General features: G+C 66.5%; 19 protein-coding genes and 1 other RNA gene. 5 read left to right on the top strand and 15 right to left on the bottom strand.

Features of this window, described 5'->3' with window-relative positions:
• From bcsB to GO606_RS16740, 8 genes are read right to left on the bottom strand one after another with little or no spacing between them, the layout of a single operon-like run.
• Positions 1–2262 (bottom strand): cellulose biosynthesis cyclic di-GMP-binding regulatory protein BcsB, encoded by a 2262-nt coding sequence (gene bcsB / locus GO606_RS16705; RefSeq protein ID WP_169118099.1) that lies wholly within the window; start codon positions 2260–2262, stop codon positions 1–3.
• Entirely contained in the window at positions 2259–4844 is a 2586-nt protein-coding gene (gene bcsA, locus GO606_RS16710) for a UDP-forming cellulose synthase catalytic subunit (protein ID WP_169118100.1), read from the bottom strand. Before bcsA ends, bcsB begins: the two co-directional genes overlap by 4 nt.
• Positions 4841–5569, bottom strand: a complete 729-nt coding sequence (bcsQ, locus tag GO606_RS16715; RefSeq protein ID WP_169118101.1) for a cellulose biosynthesis protein BcsQ — start codon at positions 5567–5569, stop codon at positions 4841–4843. Before bcsQ ends, bcsA begins: the two co-directional genes overlap by 4 nt.
• Entirely contained in the window at positions 5566–5778 is a 213-nt protein-coding gene (gene bcsR, locus GO606_RS16720) for a BcsR/BcsP family cellulose biosynthesis protein (RefSeq protein WP_169118102.1), read from the bottom strand. Before bcsR ends, bcsQ begins: the two co-directional genes overlap by 4 nt.
• The gene (gene bcsG, locus GO606_RS16725; protein ID WP_211166591.1) at positions 5775–6278 is read right to left on the bottom strand and encodes a cellulose biosynthesis protein BcsG; all 504 of its coding nucleotides are present in this window, start codon (positions 6276–6278) and stop codon (positions 5775–5777) included. Before bcsG (GO606_RS16725) ends, bcsR begins: the two co-directional genes overlap by 4 nt.
• On the bottom strand, positions 6209–7405 hold the full coding sequence (gene bcsG, locus GO606_RS16730; RefSeq protein WP_246979681.1) for a cellulose biosynthesis protein BcsG: 1197 nt from the start codon (positions 7403–7405) through the stop codon (positions 6209–6211). The genes bcsG (GO606_RS16725) and bcsG (GO606_RS16730) overlap by 70 nt, the downstream gene beginning before the upstream one ends.
• Complete coding sequence (gene bcsF / locus GO606_RS16735) at positions 7398–7592, bottom strand: cellulose biosynthesis protein BcsF (protein WP_169118103.1); 195 nt, start codon at positions 7590–7592, stop codon at positions 7398–7400. The genes bcsG (GO606_RS16730) and bcsF overlap by 8 nt, the downstream gene beginning before the upstream one ends.
• Complete coding sequence (locus GO606_RS16740; RefSeq protein ID WP_246979846.1) at positions 7589–9169, bottom strand: BcsE family c-di-GMP-binding protein; 1581 nt, start codon at positions 9167–9169, stop codon at positions 7589–7591. The genes bcsF and GO606_RS16740 overlap by 4 nt, the downstream gene beginning before the upstream one ends.
• Positions 9170–9510: 341 nt before the next feature.
• Here GO606_RS16740 and ssrA point away from each other — a divergent pair.
• Positions 9511–9838: a transfer-messenger RNA gene (gene ssrA / locus GO606_RS16745) on the top strand.
• Between the two features lie 155 nt (positions 9839–9993).
• On the opposite strand, the gene GO606_RS16750 is transcribed toward ssrA, so the two are convergent.
• Together GO606_RS16750 and GO606_RS16755 are read right to left on the bottom strand one after the other, a co-directional pair.
• Positions 9994–10680: an SOS response-associated peptidase gene (locus tag GO606_RS16750; RefSeq protein WP_169118105.1), complete on the bottom strand. Its 687-nt coding sequence runs from the start codon at positions 10678–10680 to the stop codon at positions 9994–9996.
• A gap of 184 nt (positions 10681–10864) precedes the next feature.
• Positions 10865–11125, bottom strand: coding sequence for a hypothetical protein (locus GO606_RS16755; protein WP_169118106.1), 261 nt, complete (start codon positions 11123–11125; stop codon positions 10865–10867).
• A gap of 315 nt (positions 11126–11440) precedes the next feature.
• On the opposite strand from GO606_RS16755, the gene GO606_RS16760 reads away from it, so the two are divergent.
• The 3 genes from GO606_RS16760 (at position 11441) to GO606_RS16770 (ending at position 15549) form a co-directional block, all read left to right on the top strand.
• Positions 11441–11935 (top strand): methyltransferase family protein, encoded by a 495-nt coding sequence (locus GO606_RS16760; RefSeq protein WP_169118107.1) that lies wholly within the window; start codon positions 11441–11443, stop codon positions 11933–11935.
• A gap of 233 nt (positions 11936–12168) precedes the next feature.
• Positions 12169–12507 carry a 4a-hydroxytetrahydrobiopterin dehydratase gene (locus GO606_RS16765; RefSeq protein ID WP_169118108.1) on the top strand — a complete coding sequence of 113 codons (339 nt, stop codon included), beginning with the start codon at positions 12169–12171 and terminating at the stop codon, positions 12505–12507.
• A 501-nt stretch (positions 12508–13008) separates the two neighbouring features.
• Entirely contained in the window at positions 13009–15549 is a 2541-nt protein-coding gene (locus tag GO606_RS16770; RefSeq protein ID WP_169118109.1) for an NAD-dependent epimerase/dehydratase family protein, read from the top strand.
• Positions 15550–15587: 38 nt separating this feature from the next.
• Here the strand turns inward: GO606_RS16770 and GO606_RS16775 are convergent, their stop codons facing one another.
• The 4 genes from GO606_RS16775 to coxB are packed head-to-tail and all read right to left on the bottom strand — an operon-like array spanning position 15588 to position 19922.
• Complete coding sequence (locus GO606_RS16775; protein WP_169118110.1) at positions 15588–16397, bottom strand: cytochrome c oxidase assembly protein; 810 nt, start codon at positions 16395–16397, stop codon at positions 15588–15590.
• Entirely contained in the window at positions 16388–16735 is a 348-nt protein-coding gene (locus GO606_RS16780; protein ID WP_169118111.1) for a hypothetical protein, read from the bottom strand. Before GO606_RS16780 ends, GO606_RS16775 begins: the two co-directional genes overlap by 10 nt.
• Positions 16735–19275 (bottom strand): cytochrome c oxidase subunit I, encoded by a 2541-nt coding sequence (ctaD, locus tag GO606_RS16785; RefSeq protein ID WP_246979683.1) that lies wholly within the window; start codon positions 19273–19275, stop codon positions 16735–16737. Before ctaD ends, GO606_RS16780 begins: the two co-directional genes overlap by 1 nt.
• Entirely contained in the window at positions 19239–19922 is a 684-nt protein-coding gene (gene coxB / locus GO606_RS16790; protein WP_169118113.1) for a cytochrome c oxidase subunit II, read from the bottom strand. The genes ctaD and coxB overlap by 37 nt, the downstream gene beginning before the upstream one ends.
• Before the next feature lie 75 nt (positions 19923–19997).
• Here coxB and GO606_RS16795 point away from each other — a divergent pair, with 75 nt between their 5' ends.
• A complete protein-coding gene (locus GO606_RS16795) occupies positions 19998–20501 on the top strand; it encodes a DUF2231 domain-containing protein (protein WP_169118114.1) in 504 nt (167 codons plus the stop codon).
• Here the strand turns inward: GO606_RS16795 and GO606_RS16800 are convergent.
• Entirely contained in the window at positions 20496–20909 is a 414-nt protein-coding gene (locus tag GO606_RS16800) for a CopD family protein (protein ID WP_169118115.1), read from the bottom strand. The two genes, GO606_RS16795 and GO606_RS16800, sit on opposite strands and share 6 nt — an antisense overlap.
• Positions 20910–21177 lie beyond the last annotated feature (268 nt).

The following is a 21177-nucleotide window of genomic DNA, read 5'->3' on the forward strand; positions in this document are numbered from 1 at the left end:
TCAGGCGTCCCCGGGCAGGCGCCGGCGCGCCGCCCAGCGCAGCACGCGCCACAGCAGGAAGGCGGCCAGCGCGACACTGATCGTGGCGAGCACGGCAAGCAGCACCGGATACGCGGACAAGTGGAACCAGGTCAGCAGCCACCAAGGCAGGCTGCCGACGAAGTAGCGCTCACCGGCAGCCTGGCTGACGATGCCGCTGCTGCGGATCAGCGACACCGAGCCGGCAACCGCCTCGAGCCGCTGTGGATCGGCCAGGGCGGCCCGCAGCAGTTCGTAATCGCCCTCCTCCGATGCGAGCAGGGCGACGATGCTGCGCTGCGCGTGGGACGGCGACTGCATGCCGACGATGGCGGCGATCGGCGCCCCCGCGGAGATGTCGACCCGGCTCTCCACCCCCGCGGTGTGGGCGCTGCCGGGCTGCCGCAAGCCGTCGCGCGAACGTTCGAGCAGCAACTCGAGGTCGGGATCGTCGCGCAGTTCGTCAGGCAGGCGGCCGAGCAGCAGCAGATCGGCATCGGTCGCCGCGGCGGTGCGCCAGTCGTCGCTCACGCGCAGCCCGAGCGCCGGGTAGCCGGTACGCGCGGCAATCCCCGCCACCACGTCGAGAAGGACGCCGACCTGCGTCGCCCCGGCGCCGGCGGGCACCACCGCCAGCGTTTCCGAAAGATCGGCCATGCGGCTGAAGGGGAAACCGCTGCGCACGAAGACGCCCAGGTCTGGCATGCGGATGTAATGGTGATAACCGGACAGGTCGATCGACGACTCCTCGTCGATGATGGCGCGCATATCCACCGGCAGCATCGTCTGGCAGCGGTCGCGCTGCGCGCTGGCGAGCACGCTGGCGAAGTTGAAGTCGAAGCGGATCCGGTTGTGGTCCCCCAGTTTGAGCGCCGGCACCAGCAGCTTGTCGCTGAAGGCGCCGGCATCGCCGGAAAGCACGTTGAGGCGCAGTTCTTCCAGGCGGACGCGCCCCTGTTCGCTGCTCTGCAGCGGCAGGCCGCTGATGAATTGATCGTTGATGCTGACGTTCAGGCGCGACTCGTCGCTCAGGTTCGGCGCCGTGTAGCGGTACACCGTGCGCAGCGGCACCCCCTGGTTGCGCCAGACGAACAGGTCCGGCGGCAGGTTGACGTCCACCACCACTGGCCGCGGCTGCAGCCCGCTGACCTGCAACTGCCCGGGGTAGTCGATCAGTTCGCCGAAACGCACCGGCCGGTCGGTGCGCATCCAGTTCGGCGCATCGTAAGGCTTGCGCGGTTCGAGCCGCTGCACCCGATTCACCGTCACCCGCGCGCCGCGGAACAGTTCTCCGCCCAACACGAGGGCAGTGGCCGCGGCGGCCAGATCGTCGGCGTCGCGGCCGAGCACCAGCAGAATCTTGGCGTAGGGGTCGTGCGGATGATCGATCAGTTCCACCACCGGAGCATCGACCGGCGGATATTTTTCCGTGTCGGCGAGAAACGCCGGGCGGCGGTCGTTGCTGGCGAAGACAATCGCGGATTGCGGCGCCTTCCCTGCCTCTGCCTCGGGCAGGCGATCGAACAGGACGGGAAAGCTCGCCCCGCGCCATCCCGCCTCGCTGCCGAAGTAGGAGGCCAGGATCGCCGCCGCGCGTTGTTCGCCGAGACCGGGCGCGGCGGCGAAAACGATCGGTACCACCAGGCGCGCGGTCTCGCGGGGGTCGAAAAAGGGCGCCGGGAAGTACGCCAGGTCGTTGTGCAGCCCCAGCGCCTGCTCCCGCACGACAACACTGCTGTCGCGGCTGACGCTGAGCCACAAGGCGCTGTGGGCAGGGTCTTCGCAGATGTCGGTGTAATGGCCGATGAACTCGATACGGACACGGTTGAAGTCGGCGACCAGCCGCGGATCGAGTGCGATCTGCTGATGCACTGGCCGGCCGAGGTGTTCCTTCTCGATCGGCAGCACGCTCATCAGCGCATCGTTGAGGTAGATGCGCAGGTGCGACAGCGTCGGCAGCAGCGCCGGCGAGGGGGTGTACTGGAGCCGCAGGCCGGCTTCGCTGGCGATGCGGTCGCGGCGCAGGCCGAATTCGATCTGGTCGCTGTTGCGGATGCCCAGCAGCAGCGTGTCATCCGGACGGCCGAGGCGGGCGAAGGTACGCGTCGTCTGCCAGGCCGGAGGCGGGGGTGGCGTCACGGACCTGGTTGCGGCCGTCGCAGGGGGCGCCGTCGCGGCCAAGGCGCCGGCGGCGAGCAGCAGCGCGAGGCCGCCAAACAGGAATTTGCGGAAGTGGCGGTTCATGGTCCGGCGGTCGGCAAAGGAGAGGAAAGCAGGGGCAAGGGATTGCGCGGCAAGTAGCTGCCCAACCAGCACCCCACACGCCCAAAGTGGCGCAGCGGTGCGCGCAACGGGCGCGGCAGGTGCAGGTACAGCCGGCGATAGCCTTCGCAGCCCAGCTTCAGGACGTCGGCGAAACTGCGCAGAGGCCGATCGCCGCCGAATTCGTGGTGCCAGTCCAGCCAGGCGTCGGCACGGGCAAAGGTGCACTGGACGAAATCGATCTTCTGCTGGGGCGAGAGCGTTTCGAAGCCGATCCCGAGCAGATCGCCTTCGTAACGGCGGACGATGCCGGGAAAGGCGAATTCGCGCTCGCCGCGGCGTAGCAGCAGGTTCACTTCGATGCCGGACGACAGCGGCAGCGGCACCTGCAGCCTGACAGCGACGCCAGCGACGGAGTAGTCCGCCAGGACGCCGGGGAAAAGATGGCCGTCGGGCAGGCGCAGCGCCACCGGCAGTGGCGTCTGCACCCGATGGCTCTGGCGCACCTGGCGCGCCTCGGCGGCCACCGACATGGCGGCACCGATGATCAGCAAGTTGTAGCCCACCCACAGCGAACTGACGATTACGGTGGCGATCTCCCCCGCCGGGCCGTATGACAGGCGCCAGACGGCAAAGCCGAGGCCGAGAAAATTCAGCGCCGCCAGGACAAGACACGGCAGGGCGATTTTCCAGTTGAACTGGTCTTCCTGGATCAGGCCGCCTTTCGCGGTGACATTGAAGCTGCCCTTCTTCGGGTTGAACAGGGCGACCGTCGTCGGCCAGGCGATATACCAGGCCAGCACCGTCTCGTACACCTCGCCCCAGAAGGTTTTCCGGTAAGCGCCCTGCATGCGCGAGGTGGCCAGGCTGGCATGGATCATGTGCGGCAGGACGTAGAGCAGGATCATCAGCGCCGGCGCATAGATGATGTAGGCATGCAACAGCAGGAACGCCAGTGGCGCGGTGAGAAACACCAGCCGCGGCAGGCCGTACAGAAAGTGCAGCATGGCGTTGGCGTAGCAAAGGCGCTGCAACAGGTTCAGTCCCTTGCCCAGCAGGGGGTTGTCGATACGGAAGATCTGCGCCATGCCGCGCGCCCAGCGGATGCGCTGGCCGACGTGGGCAGGCAGGCTTGCGGTGGCCAGACCGGCGGCCTGCGAGACGCGCAGGTAGGCCGAGTTCCAGCCGTTGCGGTGCAGGCGCAGCGCGGTATGCGCATCCTCGGTCACCGTCTCGACGGCGAAGCCGTCGACCGAGTCCAGCGCGGAACGGCGCAGCACCGCGCAGGAACCACAGAAGAACGCTGCGTTCCACATGTCGTTGCCATCCTGAACCAGGCCATAGAACAGGTCGCCCTCGTTGGGCTGGCGGCGGAAGATGCCGAGATTGCGTTCGAACGGGTCCGGCGAGAAGAAATGGTGTGGCGTCTGCACGAGCGCCAGTTTCGGGTCGCGCAGGAACCAGCCCACGGTAACCTGGAGAAAGGAATGCACCGGCACGTGGTCACAGTCGAACACCGCCACCAGTTCACCGTCCGTATGGCTCAGCGCGTGGTTGAGGTTGCCGGCCTTGGCGTGGCGGTTATCCGGGCGGGCGAGATAACCGACGCCGACCTCGGCGGCGAAGCGGCGAAAACTGTCGCGCCGGCCGTCGTCGAGAATGTGGATGCGCAGCTTCTCCTGTGGCCAGTCGATCCCCAGCGCCGCATAGACAGTAGTGCGCACCACGTCGAGGTCCTCGTTGTAGGTCGGAATGAACAGGTCCACGCTCGGCCACTGCCGGGTGTCGGGCGTCAGCTGCGCGGGACGGCGCCCCAGCGGCCAGCAGGTCTGGACGTAGCCAAGCATCAGGATCAGCCAGGAATAGCTTTCCGCCGCCAGCAGGATCAGCCCGCAGGCCAGATCGAGGGCGTCGTTCCAGTTCAGGGTCGCGGTATAGCGCCACCACAGGTAGCGGCAGGACACGATCACCGACAGCACGAGCAGCAGCAGCGTGGGAAAGCGCCCCGGCATGCGCCTGATCACCATGGCCAGGGTCCACAGCAGGAGGACGAACACCGACTGGGCCAGGTAATCGAAAGGTTCGGTGACGCACAGCAGCGCCAGGCCGGCGGCGAGGATACCGATCACGCCGTACAGCAGTAGCCGGCGGCGCGGGCCGATTCGCTCCAGCCAGTCCGCACCGCGGCGCAGCCTGGTACTGCGCCGCACGCGTGGCGGCATCTGCCCGACGTCGGCAAACAGGCGCCCGCAGGCCCGCTCCACACTCGACCATGCAGCCAGCCAGTTCCGGTGCGGCGAATGCACCGGAGCGGCCGGGCGGATCATCAGCAGCCATAACGTCTGCACGGCGTAACGCAACGGGTCGCCAGGGCTCGGCCGCTTGTCCGCCAAGTGCGGATACCAGCGCTGCCGCTCATCGAGCAACGCACGCCAGGCATGTGACTCCAGGCGCAGCACGAGCCAGGCCAGCAGGTTGATCATGCTCATCAGCAGCGCGGCCACGGCCGAACAGCCATGCCGCTGGCGCAGCCGACGATAAGGAAAGCAGCACGCGAGCGTCACGCTGCCCTCGCCCGCTGCGCCAGGCACCAGATGGCCACGCTGAGGGCGTCTTTCGCCACCAGGCTGGCGGGAGCGTAGTGACCGACCGGGGCCTTGCAGGCCAGCGCCTCGCGCATTGCCGCATCGGCGTGGACGTTTACCGGCAGCAGCCGGCCGCCATGGCGCTGCTGCCAGAGCAGCAGCACATCGCGCTGCAACTGGCAGAGCGGATCGTAGCGATTGACGAGCATGAGGTCGCAGGACCGCTCTGGCCGACGCTGCAGCAGCGCATGGCAGGCGGCATCGGCCTCCACCACCCGGATCGGCAGATCGCACGGACCGACGCTGGCGGCATGAGCCGGATGGCCGCGCGGCAGATCGAACAGCAGCCAGTCGAAATGCTCCGCCAAGCTGGCCCGGCGGCGCCGCCACAGCGCGGGCTCGGCACCCAGCCGTCGCTCCATGGCGGTCTCCTCGGCCTCGTTCACCTCGCCGTATGGAAGCAGGAACAGGTTCGACCCCAGACTCCAGGCCTGTTCCTCCCACGGCCATCCATCGAGAGTGGCGCGCGCCCACCCCCTCCTCTCCGTCCAGCCCAGGTTGAAATGCAGCCGCAACAGGTTCTCCGGGCAGACATCGACCAGCAGCACCCGCTCGCCCAGGCTGTGCAGCGCATGGCCAACGGCGGCCAGCAGCGAAGTGCTGCCGACGCCGCCACGCAGTCCGCGCATCGACACGGAGGTCACGCCGCCGCCTCCTGCCGGTCGTGCGTTGTCGGCAGGGCGTCGCTGCGATCCAGTTCATCGAGCAGGGGCCAGCGTCGCAGCGCGCGCAGCATTTCCGCCCGCACGCCAAGGCCGACGTAATCGAACTCGGGCAGTTGCAGCGCCGCCCGCAGGCGGCCGATGTCGTCGGCCGTGGACGAATCGTCCAGGTCGTGTGCCGTCGTGCTCATTGCGAACGATGCGGGTAGGGCAGCCATTCACCTTGCTCCTGAATGCGTACGTAAGACATCCCGCCGTATTCCAGCACCACGGTGCCGGCGTTTTCCGCCACCGGGGCCGTCTGCGGCAGGTCCGCTACCAGGGCGTGCCGGTCGATGCCGGCACCACCGTCGTCCACCGGCGACATCACCGACAGCCGCGCGATGATTTCCGACAATGCCAAATAGCTGCTCGGCGCGCCGACATGCAGCGGCTCGTCGCGCGCGGCCGATCCCATGCCGATCAGCTTGATCCCCACCGGCACGTGGGTGATCGACGGGCTGGGGATCTCGCGCATGCCGGCAATCTGCATGCGGTCGCCATGCAGCCCGGCGCCGTGCTCGGGGACGATGACCAGGACCACGCGCCGGCCGCTGCGCTCGAGTTGATCGATGAAGGCGTTCAGGTCTTCGAGCAACCGCTGCGCGAGCGCCCGGTAATCGACGCGTTGAGTGCCGCCGTCGGCGCGCACCAGACGGTTGCCGTCGTGTGCAGTGTGACGGTGTTGTACAGCAGAGCCACGCGCCCGGAATCCTGCCCCTGGCGATGCTGCCACCAGCGCTCCAGCACCTCGCGGTCGCGCCAGATCGGCGAACCGTCGAAATTCACCAGCGCGCGGCGGAAACTGCTGCCATCGAGCGCCGGCGCCGGCATGCCACCCTGGCGGCGCACCTCGCCGAGGAAATCGTCGAACTTGCCATCGTGGTTCAGCGCCAGTGCGCTGTCGAAACCCAGCCGGCGCAGGTTATCGAACAGGAGACACTGGTTCGCGGCGTGATCGTAAAGGCCGCTGTGCGAGGATTGACCGCAACTCGCGCGCAACAGGCGGATGGCCGCCGGCCCGCTGTAGGACGTCGCCGAATTGAAGTGGTCGAAGACGATGTCCATCTGCCGGAACAAGGCGTTGTCCTTCATGCCGACGGCCTCGAGATCGTCCCAGGCCAGCGAGCAGATGTTCACCAGCAACAGGTCGAAGGGCGCCGCCGCTGCGGGGGGCGGCTGGAATTCGGTGCGCCGCCCTGCCTCGTCGCCGTAGAACCGTTGCAGATATTCGTCCAGCGTGGCGCTGTCGGCTTCCCGGCCCGGCGAAGCCGGTACCGCGTGGCGCGGCTGCTCGCGGGCGACGGCGGCAACCGCAGGCTGCCCCGCCATGTCTGGCAAGCCACCGCTGGCCAGCCACCCGAGCCCGATCAGAGTGAACGTGGTCAGACGCAGCCAGCGCGAAAGGTACAGCGCCGCCACCACGAACACGAACAGCACGCCGACAAGCGTCCAGTCGATGAAGCGTCCGGCCAGTTCGAGCAGATATTCCGCAGAAAAATCGAGCACTCCGGGCTGCGCCAGGAGGCGGGCGAACGGCGGCAACCAGGTGTCGTGATAAAGGAGCGCCACGCCCGCCGGCAGCGCCAACAGCTTGCGCGGCAGCAGCAGCGCCGACGACACCGGTAACAGCAAGGCCGCGGCGAAAACCAGGTTGGGTACGGCCTGAAAATTCAAGTAACCGAGCCACACGAGGATGAACTTGGCCAGAAAATACAGATTCCAGCCCCCCAGCCCCGGCCACGCCAGGCCCGGCTTGCCGGGCTTACGCTCATTCACGGGCATCTCCATTCTCCGCGGTCCCGGCCTGCCGGCGCCGCACACCCCTGGCACGCAGATGACGGGGCGGCAGGCAGCGCTCGATCCACTCGCGCAGGGTGCGCCGCAACTCGCCGACGAGGAGGACCAGCGCCGTCGTCAACACGCAGACCACGGCGACGACCTGGAGCAGTTCGGCGTAGTTCATGTGCAGCGCTCAGCAAGATGCAAGGTTGCCGGACGCAACTGCAAGGGTGCCCGCCCCACGGCGGCCGGTTCCATGGCTTCGTCAGCTTCGGCAGCCGCCGCCATCGTCGCAGCGGTGTCGACGAAGGCGTCGCGCCGCAGGGTGGCGATGCTGTCAAGCCGCTCGCAGCCCTCGAAGAGTTCCCGCCACGGCAGGCGGCAGATGTTGGCCAGCGCCGGCTCCAGGCCATCATCGCGGCAAGCGAACAGAAACAGGTAGAGGACGCCGTCGACGACACAGGCGATATCACCGAATCGCCGCAAGCGGATCTGGCTCAGGCACTGTGCGATCCGTAGGCCGGGATGCGGCCGCAATCTCAGCAACTGGTGCACGAGTTCTCCGAATTCGCCGGCATGGATCATCTCCAGCGCAGCAAGGAAATCGCGCGGGGCGAGCAAACCCCGCAGTTGCGGCGGCCGCAAGCGGTCGAGCAGGGAGTCGAAATCGGTCGCGAGGGCGCGCCGCCAGATTTGCCCCTGGACACTTTCGATCAGGCTGAGAAAACCGGGCAGCGGCATGCCATGCGGCACGACCAGGGTGGCGCCGGACGACAGCAGCAGGCGCTCGTCGCGATACCGCACCCCGGGGACCATTTCGCGCAGCACGATCTTCAGGGCGTTGCCGCTGCGCTGGCGCAGCATGTGCACCTGCTGCGCGATTTCATCCACCTCGCCGATGTCGTCGATCGCCATCAGCACGCTGGCCGCACGCGCCCCGACAGCCCGTTGCAGCAGTTCGGCACGGCTGGCGACCAATTGCCAGCGACCGGACGAGGCCGACGCGCTACCGAGCACCTCGCGCTGCGCCAGCACGAGATCATCATCGTCGACGATCACGACTTGCGGCTGAACCTGGGCCTCCGTCACCCGGCGGAATCCTTCGCCATCGACGACAAGTTCGAATGCCTGCTCGGCGCAGACGCCAACCTCGCTATGCCAGAAATCGAGCAGGTAGCGAATGGCGCCTTCGCCACGATACAGCCGCGCCAGGCCGGACAGCAGTTCATTTGCCGACGCCAGTTCGCGATACACCTGCGACGCCTCGCCGTGGCATACCAGCAGCAGCGTGCAGCGCTGTCGTGCCAGCCAATCGCGCATCCATCGGCACCAGGCATGCAGCTGACGGGAGTCATAATCCAGCCAGCCCTCGATCGGCAGCGCGAGCAGTAGCAAGCCGCCTGCGGCGCCGATACCGGCGCGCGTCAGTTCGGACGGCAGATGATCGAGCGTCTCCCGCAGCCGGCTCCGGGAGACGTCAAACAGCGCCAGTTCGTCCGGCCCTGTCTGCTTATCGAGGCCGTCGGCCAGTTCCTGCGGCTCGATGCCGCAGCACAGCAGGTTGGCCGGCATCTGCTCGGGCAAACCCGCCAGCACTTGCCGGATCAGGCGCCTCGCGTCATCTTCCCGATCGATCGTCAGCCAATACAGCCCACCTTGACGCAGGCGCGTCTGGCACTCCCGGAAAGACGGGATGGCAAGGGTGACACGATTCAGACGGGCCTCCCTGGAAGAATCGCCAAGCCGGGCACATCGTTGCATCGAGCCAGCCGACGATGGGGCAGTGACTGCGGCCGATGTGCAAGGCCAAGCGGGAGGTGGCTGGCGTGATCCATAAGACGGCGACGCATTCGCCGCCGTGCGGCGAAGATGCGGGAGCAATGTGAGCACAAAATCCTGATAAACATGACAAATGTTACCATTTGCAAATATGCCTATTAAACGGAAAAATGCCTGAAGCGTGAATTAATTCAGGTTTCTGGTCATTGCCCACAAAAACATTCACAACTCCCTGTTTCGGAAAAAGGGCAGGAGGGGGCGTGATTGACCTGCTTCAATTACAACGCCGTGGAACAAAGATACTGGCGCGCTGGCGTGTAAAAAAACCCCAGTACACTTGAAATTGGAGGGGCACTGCCCTTATAGTGCAAAACATGGTTGTAATTCCGGCAACCCGGAGACGTTCTGGACGCGGGTTCGATTCCCGCCACCTCCACAGTGGGCATTCTCGAGAGTGTCCAGTGTGGGGGTGCACCGGTTTCGACAGGGCGGGCAATGGTGAGCAGGCAACCCGAGAGGCGACGGACGTAATCCGCGCAAATCCACAAACGCCAACGATGAGCGTTTCGCTGTAGCCGCTTAAGGCAACAGCCGGGGCTGCCTGAGCCCTGTTACCAAAGACGGCGGGCGGGGGCTTCGGCCCCCGCTTCACGTTCACCGCGCTTGGCCAAGCGCTCGGTTGCCACCTGATTGCCTTTCTTCCCCGTGATCCTGTCTGCGACAAGGGTTGCGCCTATCAGGGCCGCTGCCCTTCCTGCCCTCGCTCGTTCCAATCGGCAATGCAGGGTCGGAGCGCACCGAAACGTTCACGGGGCGCGGTCTTCGAGCGGGGCGACGAGTTCCTGGCCTTCGTTGTGCACGTTGCCGACGCGCTTCGTCACAGGGTGCATCCGGATTAGAACGGAGTCGTACGGCACGAGCAATCGGCGCACCAGCTCCGGATGCGTGTCTTTGCTCAGCCACAGGTCGTAATCATCCTCGGGCACGATGACGGGCATGCGGTCGTGCAGTTCGCCCAGCGCCTCGTTCGCCTCCGTCGTGATGATCGTAAAGGTGTCGAGCGTCTCGCCGTCGGGCTTGCTCCAGCGCTCCCATAGCCCTGCGAAAGCGAACAGGCGGTCATTCGCCGGGCGAATGAAATACGGCTGTTTTCCGCCCGCAACCTTCTTCCATTCGTAGAACCCCGACGCCGGCACGAGGCAGCGGCGGCTCTTGAACGCATTGCGGAAGCTCGCCTTCTCGGCGAGGGTCTCGCAGCGAGCGTTGATGAGGCGCGTGCCAATCGTCTCGTCCTTCGCCCAGGACGGGATGAGGCCCCAGCGCAGCAAATGCGCCACCCGTTCGCCCGTGGCCAGTTGCCGGATGACGGGCAGCCTCTGCATCGGGGCTGCGTTGTAGCGCGGAGGAAAGTCCAGGATCAGCGGGTCGATATCGCAGCCGAACTGCTCGCGCAGCCGGGAGATCGAACCATAGAGGGCGTAGCGACCACACATGCCGCGACTCCTTTGCCGAAGGAGGTGTCAGTGGCAATAGTAGTTCGTTTGTCGCCCGGCGGATAATGCCTTCCAGGCGCCAGTTGGACAGGTCGGCGTCGCACCATCGCGTACAAGCCGCCCCTGTTGGAATGTGCTCTCCACGTTGATCATCCCCGACTGATAATCGACGCTGCGTGTCCACTCAATGCGACGGCACGAGTCGATAACCGCGACGCTCGCGTACCCGCAGAATCTCCTGCAGGCGCACCTCGATATCTTCGAGGCAGGTCAGGCGCTCGTGCCGCTCACCCCCCTGGCGCGTTTCCTTGGCTCCCCAGTACCGCGACAGCACCAGATCGCCAAAGAGGTCCTGGTGCACGAAGGCGATGTAGTAACGCGTATCGCTCTCCCAACGAAGGGACCGGTTGACGAGCGCAGCCGCGTCGAACTGGGTTGCCGACATCACCTCACCTCCCTCGCCGGGGTCACCACCCCGATATGTTTGTTGATCCGCTGCGAAATCCCACGGATTTGCGCAGTGAGTCATCTCCGAACCGCCCAAAAAACCCGAAGATGAAATATTGTCGTAATTATGGCCTGTCAGGACGGACGCGATGGCTGCCGACAGAGGTTGGACGGGCGATTCGCGGCGTATCCCGGAATGGGGCCGGAATCCTACACCATCATCAAGCTGCCGGTTGCCTCCGGCCTGCATCTCGAGTGAGGTAAGGGCGACTTCGATGCTCAGCCGCGGAGTGGACGGACCAGAGGAGGAAACATGCATTCTTCAAAACAACCTTGGTGGAGAGGCCATCGCGGCGAATGGTTCGTCGTCCTGCAGGCAATCCTCTTCGCCCTCATCCTGTTCGGGCCAAGAACCGCCCCCGGCCTGCCACCCTGGCCGGAAACCGCAGCCGTCGTCACGTCAGTCGTTGGCGCCTTGCTGATCGCTGCAGGGTTGACGATGTCAGTCGCCGCGGCACTGCACCTCGGCTCCAACCTCACCCCCCTGCCCCATCCCAGGGAGCACGCAACCCTGGTGATCACCGGCCTGTATCGAGGGGTGCGGCATCCGATCTACTGCGGGGTGATATTGATGGCGGTCGGCTGGGCGTTGTTTATCCACGGATGGCTTACCCTGATCTACGCAGCCGGGCTGTTGCTGTTCTTCGACATCAAGTCGAGACGCGAGGAACGCTGGCTGATCGAACGCTTTCCCCACTACATCGAATATCAACAGCGGGTGCGCAAATTGATTCCGTTTATTTACTGAATCCGAGTTTCAACCAGGTGATTGCGGAAAATATTGCGGAGGGTACGGGTCTCATGCCGCTGCCCGGTCACGAGGGACTCCGGTGGACAAAGCCGCCTCCATCATCGTCATTCCCGCCTTCGGCGACTGCGGCATTTGAACGTTGTTCCGGGACGATCTACATTGGATCGTTCGTCGGGATGCGCAGCGTTTGTGTTCGCCCGGATCGAACTCGCCTTTGGAGGAATCCCGATATGAGCGACGAGCTACAGTCCAGGACATGCACGCCGTGCCGCGGCGGCGTGCCTCCGATGACGAAGGCGCAGGCCCAGCGCTATCTGGCGCAGACGCCGGCCTGGACCCTTTCGGACGACGGACGCTGCATCGAGCGCAGCTTCACTTTCGGCGACTTCAAGGACGCGATGAGCTTCGTCGCGAAGCTCGGCGAGCTGGCTGAAACCGAGGGCCATCATCCGGACATCTGCTTCGGCTGGGGCTGGGCCCGCGTGACGTGGCAGACAAAGAAGATAAACGGCCTCCACGACAACGATTTCATCATGGCGGCCAAGACCGACGGGCTGGCGCCAACGTGACGCGAAGGCCCTTCCAGTCTTCCCCTCGCCGCAGCCGTTCGTGAAGGCCTTGCCGCAAGCGCCCGTACCGTTGCCGCGGCGACCGGGAAATTGTTTCAACGCGCTGTAGTTTTTTCAGCCGGACTCACGGGTCTCGCGTACAGGAAGCCCCTGGGCCGAGTTCGCGTTGGTCTTCGACAGGCGGCCGGTGGAGTATTGCTTTGTCGCTCGACAGCCCCTTCCGACGAAGGCCTGCAGTCGCGGCGGCGTAGGGCATCCCCGGCACTGGCGGCAGTCCGTTTTCCGCTCACACGGGCGCACCGGCTCGTCCCGACGGACCGAATCTTCTTCCCGGCATCTCCCTTGCAGCGTTCGATATTCCGAAAACCCGGCATCATCATCGCGAGCTTCAAGAAAAACTGGGACAGCCTGTTTCCCCCCGGGTGGATACCTGGCTGAAGGCGAAGCCGTTCTTTTTTCCGCAACCCGGAGCCTTGTGCGTGCGATCGTGAGGAGCATTTCATGGCGTCAACGAAACCGCTGGTACTCATCACCGGTTCGGCAGGCCGGCTCGGCAGCGCGATCGGTGCGGCGCTCGGCGAGCGCTTCACCGTCGCCGGGTTCGAGCGCGATTGCAGGCAGGCGGCCGACTGCATCGACGTCGACATTACTTCGCCTGACGCGCTCGCGGCGGCCTGTCGCACCCTTCGCGAACGCCATGGTACGCATATCGCGTCGGTCATTCACCTCGCCGCCTATTACGATTTTTCCGGCCAGCCGGATCCGAAATACGACGAAGTGAATGTGCAGGGCACGCGCCGGCTGCTGGAGGCGTTGCAGGATTTCGACGTCGATCAGTTCGTCTATGCGAGCACGATGCTGGTCCACGCGCCAACCGAGCCGGGCGTCCCGATCGACGAGAACAGCGAACTCGCGCCGAAGTGGCCGTACCCGCAATCGAAGCTCGAGGCCGAAGAGGCCGTGCTCGCGACGCGCGGGCGGATTCCGGCCGTGATCCTGCGCATTGCCGGCGTCTACACGGACGACTGCGAAGTCCCGTCCCTCGCCTACCAGATCCAGCGCATCTACGAGCGCCAGATGCTCGGCCACGTCTTCCCCGGCGATCCGGCCCACGGCCAGGCCTTCGTGCATCTGGACGACGTCGCGCAGGCGTTTCGGCTGGTCGTCGAGAAACGCCATGGACTGGAGGACGAAACCACGCTGCTCATCGGCGAGCCGGTGACAGAAAGCTACGAGTCGCTGCAGAACCTGATCGGGCAGCTCATCCACGGCGAGCCGTGGGGGACGCGGCGGATACCGAAACCGGTCGCGGCGACCGGCGCGTGGGCACAGGACGTCGTCGAAAAAGTCACGCCGGACGCCATCGACCGCGGCATCGAACCATTCATCCAGCCGTTCATGGTGTGGCTCGCGGACGACCACTACGAGCTCGACATCTCGCGCGCGACCGAGCTCCTCGGCTGGCGACCGCAGCACAGCCTGCGCCGGGTCCTGCCGAAAATGATCGGCCGGCTCAGGCAAAGCCCGGCTGCCTGGTACAGGGCGAACCACATTCCGCTGCCGCTGTGGCTCGAGGACCTGGCCGCGCAGCCGCAGCCCGAGGCGCAGCTCCTCGCCGAATACGACGCGCTCGATCGGCGCGAACACCGGCAGACGATCTGGTGCCATTTCGCGAACGCCGCGCTCGGCCTGTGGCTCGTCTCGTGCCCGTTCATCTTCGGGCTCGCCGATCGCTGGATGGAGCCCGGCGAACTCGTCGCGCCCAACGAGCGCGGCCTCATCCTGTCCGACACCTGGATGACCGTCAGCGACATCGCCAGCGGACTCCTGATCACCGCCTTCGCGCTGGCCTCACTGTCGCGGCACATCGCGTGGGCGCGCTGGGCGACCGCCGCTCTCGGCACCTGGCTGCTGTTCGCGCCGCTGGTGTTCTGGAGCCCGAGCGCCGTCGCCTATGCCAGCGACACGCTCGTTGGCGCGTTGGTGATCCTGTTCGCGGTCGGCGTGCCCTCGACGCCGGGCGTCGGCCCGATTGCGCGTCTTGCCGGGCCGGACACGCCTCCCGGCTGGGACTACAGCCCGTCGTCGTGGAACCAGCGCATCCCGATCATCGCGCTGGCGATGGTGGGCCTGTTCATCTCGCGCTATCTGGCCGCGTTCCAGCTCGGCCATATCCCGGGAGCGTGGGATCCGTTCTTCGGCGACGGCACGGAGCGCATCATCACCTCTTCGGTTTCGGAAGCCTGGCCGGTTTCCGATGCCGGACTGGGCGCGGCCGTCTATGTGCTGGAGATCGTCACCGGCATCATCGGCGACAAGCGGCGCTGGCGCACGCTGCCGTGGCTGGTGCTGCTGTTCGGCGTGCTGATCGTCCCGCTCGGCGCCGTGAGCATTTTCTTCATCATCATCCAGCCGCTCGTGATCGGCACATGGTGCACGCTGTGCCTCGTGGCCGCCGCCGCGATGCTGCTGCAAATCCCATACTCCTTCGACGAGATCCTCGCGACCCTCCAGTTCCTCAAGGAGCGCCGCCGGCAAGGGAAGTGGCTGTGGCATGTGCTGCTGCACGGCGACACCATCGAGGGTGGCAGCGCGGACTATTCGGACAATTTCGAGGAACGCGCGCCGGTCGTGCTGCGCGAAATGCTCAAGGGCGGCGTGACCGTACCGTGGACGCTGTCGCTCAGCATCGTCCTCGGCGCGGTCCTCATGCTCAGCCGGCTGCTGTTCGACGCGACCGGCACGGCGGCCGACAACGATCATGTCGTCGGCGCCCTGGTGATCACCTTTTCGATCATGGCGCTCGCCGAAGTCGCGCGGCCGCTGCGCTTCATCAATGCCGCCTTCGGCGCATGGCTGCTGCTCGCGCCCTGGCTTCTCGACGGCTATACCGGTCTCGGCACCGCGACGGTTTCGATCGCCGGTCTGCTGCTGGTCGCGCTCGCCTTGCCGCGCGGCGCGGTCGAAAGCCACTACGGCGCCTGGGACCGCTACGCGAAAGCGGGAGAGCGCTGGTCGAGGCTGGCGGCGCCGGGCGGCTGACGCTGCGGGATCGCGACAGCTGGCGAGGTCATCGCGATTCAATCCCGTGCCGGCACCGCGGCAGGCGCGGTTTCTTCGCCGAGCCGGCGCCACAGGAGCCAGCCGGCGGCGGCAAGATAGGCGAAGCCGCCCGGCACCCACATGATGAGCCCGGCCAGCTGCTGGTCCTCGAGGGCGCGCCCGTCGCCGTAGAACGATACCCTGCCGAAAGTCAGCAACGCGCCCAGCAGCCCGGTGTGGATCAGCGTCAGCAGGATCGCGAGCAGCCCCGGCGCGAGCCGGCGGCCGCATAGGACGGACCACCAGAAGAGCCAGCCGCTTGCGACAAACAACACATGCTCGAGCAGGTGCCACCACGGATCGTCGAGCGCCAGCCGGTACATGCGCGGTGCATGCCAGATCCAGATCACCGCGCCGTGCACCATCGCCGCCGCGAGCGGATGACGGCCGCAGCGCAGGATCGTCGCCCACAGCGGGCGCAATAGCGCACCGGTCGCGGCGCGCCACTGCGACAAGGGGCCGGCCAGCGCTCCGAACGGCGCGACCACGACGATGAGGAGAATGTGCTGCACCATGTGCCACGCCGTACTGTCTTGCGCCCAGCGGTCCAGCGGGCCGAACACCGCCAGTGCGCCGATCGCCATCGCGGCGCAAAACCACGTCGCCTGCGCCCGGCCCGGCGGCACCCGCCGAGCCCCGATCCCGTAGAGCCCGCACGCGGCACCCAGCAGCCCCGCACTCAGGAGCAGCGGAAAGCCTGCGGGCAGCGACCCGGAAAGCGCGTGCGCCGCGGCCGGCCGCGCCGTGACGAGCAGCGGCACCAGAACCGATGCAGCGATCAGACGCATGGCGGCAGACCCACGATCGGCAGCGCGATGAACAGCGTCGCCAGCGCCGCGACCAGATGCACGCTCGCACCGACCCGCGCGATGAAGCGCTTCGCCCGCTCGTTCTTGCCGACCCTGCGCGATGCGCGCCAGCACAGCGTCGACAATCCAAGCAACAGCCCCACCGTGGCGAGCGACGCGCCGCCCAGCACGGCGTTGAGCCAGTTCCACGGTCCTGCTGCCGCGTCCGGCGGCGCGACGGCGCAACCGACCGACAGGCCACTGTACAGCGCGATGAACCATACGCCCCACACGATCAGGCCGAGCGGGATCTGGAGCGGATGGTAAAGCCACATCATCAGCCGCCTCCCCACGTCGAAGGAAACAGCACCAGGGCGAAGTAGGCGCTCCACACCACGCCGAGGTTGTAATACCAGAGTTGCCCCAGCACGATCGGCTCGTACGGCGCCGCACGGTCGACATAGCCGTAATGAACCCGCCACGCCTGCAGCCCGGTCGCGACTCCCGCGAGGACGCAGTGGAAAAGGGTATAGCCGAGGACGACGGCAATCACCGCGTCGTGGGCCGTCGCCTTCGGCACGAGGCCCGACGCGTGCATCAGCCACAGCAGATGTGCCGACTGCAGCAGGCCGAGTGCCGCGATCGCGGCGAGTTGCCCGCGCAGCCGTCCGTCCGAACCGCGCCGCAGCGCCGCGAGAACCCGCCGCAGCCACAGCGTTGCCACGGTCAGCAGCAGGGCATTCGCGAGCATGCCGCGAGCGTCGAGCGGAGACTGCGCCGGCACCTGCCACTGCGGAGCGACGGTCCACAGGTAGAACCAGCCGAAGAGAAGCGCCGCATAGAGCGCGCCGTCCGCGAGCAGCGTCACGCCCATGCCCCAGCGTCCGGGGCCGTTGTGGGTACGCCAGTGCAACGGCGGGTCGCCGGCAGAAATCGGAACGGCCGTGCCGCCCTCTTCGTGGGCGCCGTTCTCCCACGACCAGCGCAGCACAAGGATCGCCGCCGCGACGATCGCGACGCTGGCCACGGCATACGCCTTCACCAGCAGGCCGATGCACACCGCCGACAGCACCAGCGCGACGGCGAACGGCAGCCAGGTGTTGCCGGGCAAGTGGATGATCTCGCGCACTTCGCCGGTCACGGCATCGGTGCCCCAGGTTTCGCGGCGCCCGTGCGCGATCGCCGCCAGGCCCTGCTCGCCGCGCGCCATCTCTTTGACCAGGTCCGGGCGGTCCCACAGCGGGTAGCGGCTATCGACGCTCGGCAGGCTGATGAAGTTGTAGGCGGCCGGCGGCAGCCGCGTGGCCCATTCGAGCGTATCGGCGTGCCACGGATTCGGCGCGGCCCGCACGCCGAAGCGAAAGTGCAGCAGCACGTCGACCAGCACGGTGGCGATGCCGATCGCCATGATGAAGCTGCCGATCGAGGAAACCAGGTTCGGAGTGTCCCAGCCGAGCCCGGGGGCATACGTGTAGGCGCGCCGCGGCATCCCCAGCAGCCCGGTCCAGTGCATCACGAGGAAAGTGAGGTTGAAGCCGCCGAAGACCAGCCAGAAACCCCAGCGTCCGAGGCGCGGCGACGGCATGCGGCCGGAAAAATGCGGCAGCCAGTAATAGACCGCCGCGACCAGCGGAAAGAACATTCCTCCGACCAGCACGTAGTGGAGGTGGGCGACGACGAACTGGGTGTCGTGCACCTGCCAGTTGAACGGCACCAGCGCCAGCATCACGCCGGTCAGCCCGCCGGCGACGAATATCACGAGGAAGCCGAAGAGCCAGAGCATCGGCACGTGATAGACGGGCCGGCCCAGCCACAGCGTGGCAAGCCACGAGAAGACCTGGACACCGGTGGGAATCGCGACCAGCATGCTCGCGGCCGAAAAGAACGCCTGCGCCAGATGCGGGATGCCCACGGTGAACATGTGGTGCACCCACAGCGCGAAGCTGATGAAGCCGGTCGTCAGCACCGCGACGACGACCCAGCGGTAGCCGACGATCGGACGCCGGGCGAACACCGGCAGCATCGTCGAGACGAGGCCCGCCGCGGGCAGGAAGATGATGTACACCTCCGGGTGGCCGAAAAGCCAGAACAGGTGCTGCCACAGGATCGGGTCGCCGCCGCGGGCCACGTCGAAAAACGCCATTCCCGCGGCGCGCTCGAGTTCCAGCAGGATGCTGCCGAGGATCAGGGGCGGAAAACCCAGCACGATCATCATCGCCATCGTCAGGATGTACCACGCATAGAGCGGCATGCGCTGCAGCGTCATGCCGGGCGCGCGGGCGCGCAGGATCGCCACCACCAGTTCGACCGCCGCGGTGACGGCGGAAATCTCGACGAACGTGATCCCCAGCAGCCAGAAATCCGAATTCACGCCCGGGCTGTACGGCAGGCTCGACAACGGCGTGTACATGAACCAGCCGGCATCGGGAGCGAGCTCCAGGAACAGGCTCGCGGCGAGGATCAGCGCGCCGAAGAGGTAGCACCAGTAGCCCAGCGCCGAGAGCCGGGGAAACACCAGGTCCCGCGCGCCGAGCATTTTCGGGATCAGGTACACCGCCAGGCCTTCCATCATCGGCACGGCGAACAGGAACATCATCACCGTGCCGTGCATCGTGAACACCTGGTTGTAGGTGTCGGCGTCCATGAAAGTCTGGTCCGGCAGCGCGAGCTGGGCGCGGATGAGCATTGCCAGCAGGCCGCCGAAAATGAAGAAACCGAGGCCCGTCAGAAGGAACAGCAGACCGATGCGGGTATGGTTCACGATCGTCGCGGCGCGCCAGCCGCGGGGATTGCCCCACACCTCATCGAACTGCTGGTGGAGCTCGTCGGGGCGGCCTTCGATCATGGCGGGAAGGCGGCGGCCCGCTCCGTGAGCCATGCGGAAAAACCCGCCTCGGTATGCACCTGCACCTTCAGCGCCATGTGCGCGTGCCCCGTGCCGCAGAATTCCGCGCACTGGCCGCGCAACGATCCCGCCTCGTCGGCCTGCAGGCGCAGGACGTTGGTGCGTCCGGGCACCGCGTCGATCTTGGGCCCGAGCCGCGGCACCCAGAAGGAATGGATGACGTCGGCGCTGGTGACGTGGATATGCACCGGGCGACCTGCGGGCAAGTGCAGCTCATCGACGAGCACGACACGGCTGCCCGGATAGGTTACGTCCCACTGCCATTGCCGGGCCGTCACGTCGATGCGCAGCGGCGCGTGGTCCCGCAGCGGCAGCATGCGGTCGCCGGCGGGAACCCCGAACCCGAGCAGCAGCACGATGCTCGCCGCCGGCAGCAGGATTCCGCCGCCAACGACCCAGCGCCGGCTGAGCCGTTTTGCCTCCTCGGGGCTGAAGTCGCGCGGCCTGCGCACCATCGCCACGATCCACGCGAGGGTGACACCGACGAGCACGACGGTGGCGACGATCAACATTGGCCACCACAGCAGGGTCACGTCGCGCGCGGCGGGGCCGGCCGGGTCGAGTATCGACTGCGGCCCTTCGCAGGCAGCAAGCCACGGCACGGCCAGCGCCGGGAGCATCGATTGCACCGGCGGGACAGCAGCCGGCGCCGATGGCATCGGTACGGCTGCCCCCCGTCCACCCGCGAGGTCGCGATGCCCGTATCCGCCGACTCCGGCGCCGAATCGATCGTCAGCCGCGCCGCGCTGCGCGGCCACCCGCTTCACCCGATGCTGATCCACTTTCCGGTCGCGGCGCTCATCGGGCTCGTCGCCACCGATGTCGCGTGGCTCGTGAGCGGCGATCCGTTCTGGGCGCGCGCCGGCCTGTGGCTGGCCGGCGTCGGGGCGGGCGGCGGCTGGATCGCGAGCCTGCTCGGTGCCGCCGACTTGCTGTTGGTCGAGCGCATCCGCGAAAAGATCACCGCGTGGTGCCACGCCGTCATCGCCGTGATGATGCTGTCGCTGGCTACGCTGAACTGGGCGATGCGCTACCGTGCAGGGGCCGAACAGCTCGCGGCGTGGGAGCTCTACCTGTCGCTCCTGGCCGCCGGGACGATCGGGCTGGCGGCTTATCTCGGCGGGCGGCTGGTCTATGAGCACGCGGTCGGTGTCGAACTCGGTCATAAGGCGGCCATCGAGGACTCGACCACGCTATAACGGCTTGGCCAGCACCAGCCACAGCGTCACGCCGAGCAGGACCGTCAGCACGCTGCCGAGGATCACGCAATGACGACGAATCCTTCCCTCCGGGCGACGTTCGATTTTCAGGATCAGGACGCCGCACAACGCATGACCGATCACCAGCAGGCAGACCACCGAAAGCTTCAGGATCAACCACGGTTCGAGCGCGGCGGCGCCAGGGAACAGCGCGGTGCCGGAAATGATTGCGAGAAGCGCTGCCGGCGACGCAACCAGCGTGAACAGCAGCCTCATCAGGTGGGCATGGTCGCGGTAGAACATCGGCTGGTTGTGACGCGTGCCCGCGGCGATCATTGCCGGCATGTACAACAACGTGCCGCACCAGGCCAGCAGTGCCGCGAAGTGAAGCAGCTTGAGCAAGTGCATTCCCGGCCTCCGTTCGACAGCCTCGCCACGGCCCCTATGGACTCCGGCCTGCGCGAAAGAAGCAAAGCGGGGGCCTGTGGCGGAACCTGTCGCACGCAGCGTCAACAGACAGCACACGAGCGGGTGCTGTAAAAATTTCAAGCGGAGCGGCGAAGAAATGTCCGAGCGGACAAAGGCCGGATTACTCGTCCCGGTGCCAAATCCTGAACGCTGCCCGGGCAGAAAATACTGCACACTAATGCAGATTCTGCCGGACTGTTCCGCGCGG

This window comes from Aromatoleum anaerobium, from assembly GCF_012910705.2.
Classification (GTDB): domain Bacteria; phylum Pseudomonadota; class Gammaproteobacteria; order Burkholderiales; family Rhodocyclaceae; genus Aromatoleum; species Aromatoleum anaerobium.

What these genes read in the sequence shown, in the direction of transcription:
- coxB (WP_169118113.1), bottom strand. Translation starts at nt 19,922, where the DNA reads ATGCTCCCGGCGCTGGCCGTGCCGTGGCTTGCTGCCTGCGAAGGGCCG.
- bcsB (WP_169118099.1), bottom strand. Translation starts at nt 2,262, where the DNA reads ATGAACCGCCACTTCCGCAAATTCCTGTTTGGCGGCCTCGCGCTGCTG.
- GO606_RS16750 (WP_169118105.1), bottom strand. Translation starts at nt 10,680, where the DNA reads ATGTGTGGTCGCTACGCCCTCTATGGTTCGATCTCCCGGCTGCGCGAG.
- GO606_RS16740 (WP_246979846.1), bottom strand. Translation starts at nt 9,169, where the DNA reads ATGCAACGATGTGCCCGGCTTGGCGATTCTTCCAGGGAGGCCCGTCTG.
- ctaD (WP_246979683.1), bottom strand. Translation starts at nt 19,275, where the DNA reads ATGGCTCACGGAGCGGGCCGCCGCCTTCCCGCCATGATCGAAGGCCGC.
- bcsF (WP_169118103.1), bottom strand. Translation starts at nt 7,592, where the DNA reads ATGAACTACGCCGAACTGCTCCAGGTCGTCGCCGTGGTCTGCGTGTTG.
- GO606_RS16775 (WP_169118110.1), bottom strand. Translation starts at nt 16,397, where the DNA reads ATGCGTCTGATCGCTGCATCGGTTCTGGTGCCGCTGCTCGTCACGGCG.
- GO606_RS16770 (WP_169118109.1), top strand. Translation starts at nt 13,009, where the DNA reads ATGGCGTCAACGAAACCGCTGGTACTCATCACCGGTTCGGCAGGCCGG.
- bcsR (WP_169118102.1), bottom strand. Translation starts at nt 5,778, where the DNA reads ATGAGCACGACGGCACACGACCTGGACGATTCGTCCACGGCCGACGAC.
- GO606_RS16760 (WP_169118107.1), top strand. Translation starts at nt 11,441, where the DNA reads ATGCATTCTTCAAAACAACCTTGGTGGAGAGGCCATCGCGGCGAATGG.
- GO606_RS16780 (WP_169118111.1), bottom strand. Translation starts at nt 16,735, where the DNA reads ATGATGTGGCTTTACCATCCGCTCCAGATCCCGCTCGGCCTGATCGTG.
- GO606_RS16795 (WP_169118114.1), top strand. Translation starts at nt 19,998, where the DNA reads ATGCCCGTATCCGCCGACTCCGGCGCCGAATCGATCGTCAGCCGCGCC.
- GO606_RS16800 (WP_169118115.1), bottom strand. Translation starts at nt 20,909, where the DNA reads ATGCACTTGCTCAAGCTGCTTCACTTCGCGGCACTGCTGGCCTGGTGC.
- GO606_RS16765 (WP_169118108.1), top strand. Translation starts at nt 12,169, where the DNA reads ATGAGCGACGAGCTACAGTCCAGGACATGCACGCCGTGCCGCGGCGGC.
- GO606_RS16755 (WP_169118106.1), bottom strand. Translation starts at nt 11,125, where the DNA reads ATGTCGGCAACCCAGTTCGACGCGGCTGCGCTCGTCAACCGGTCCCTT.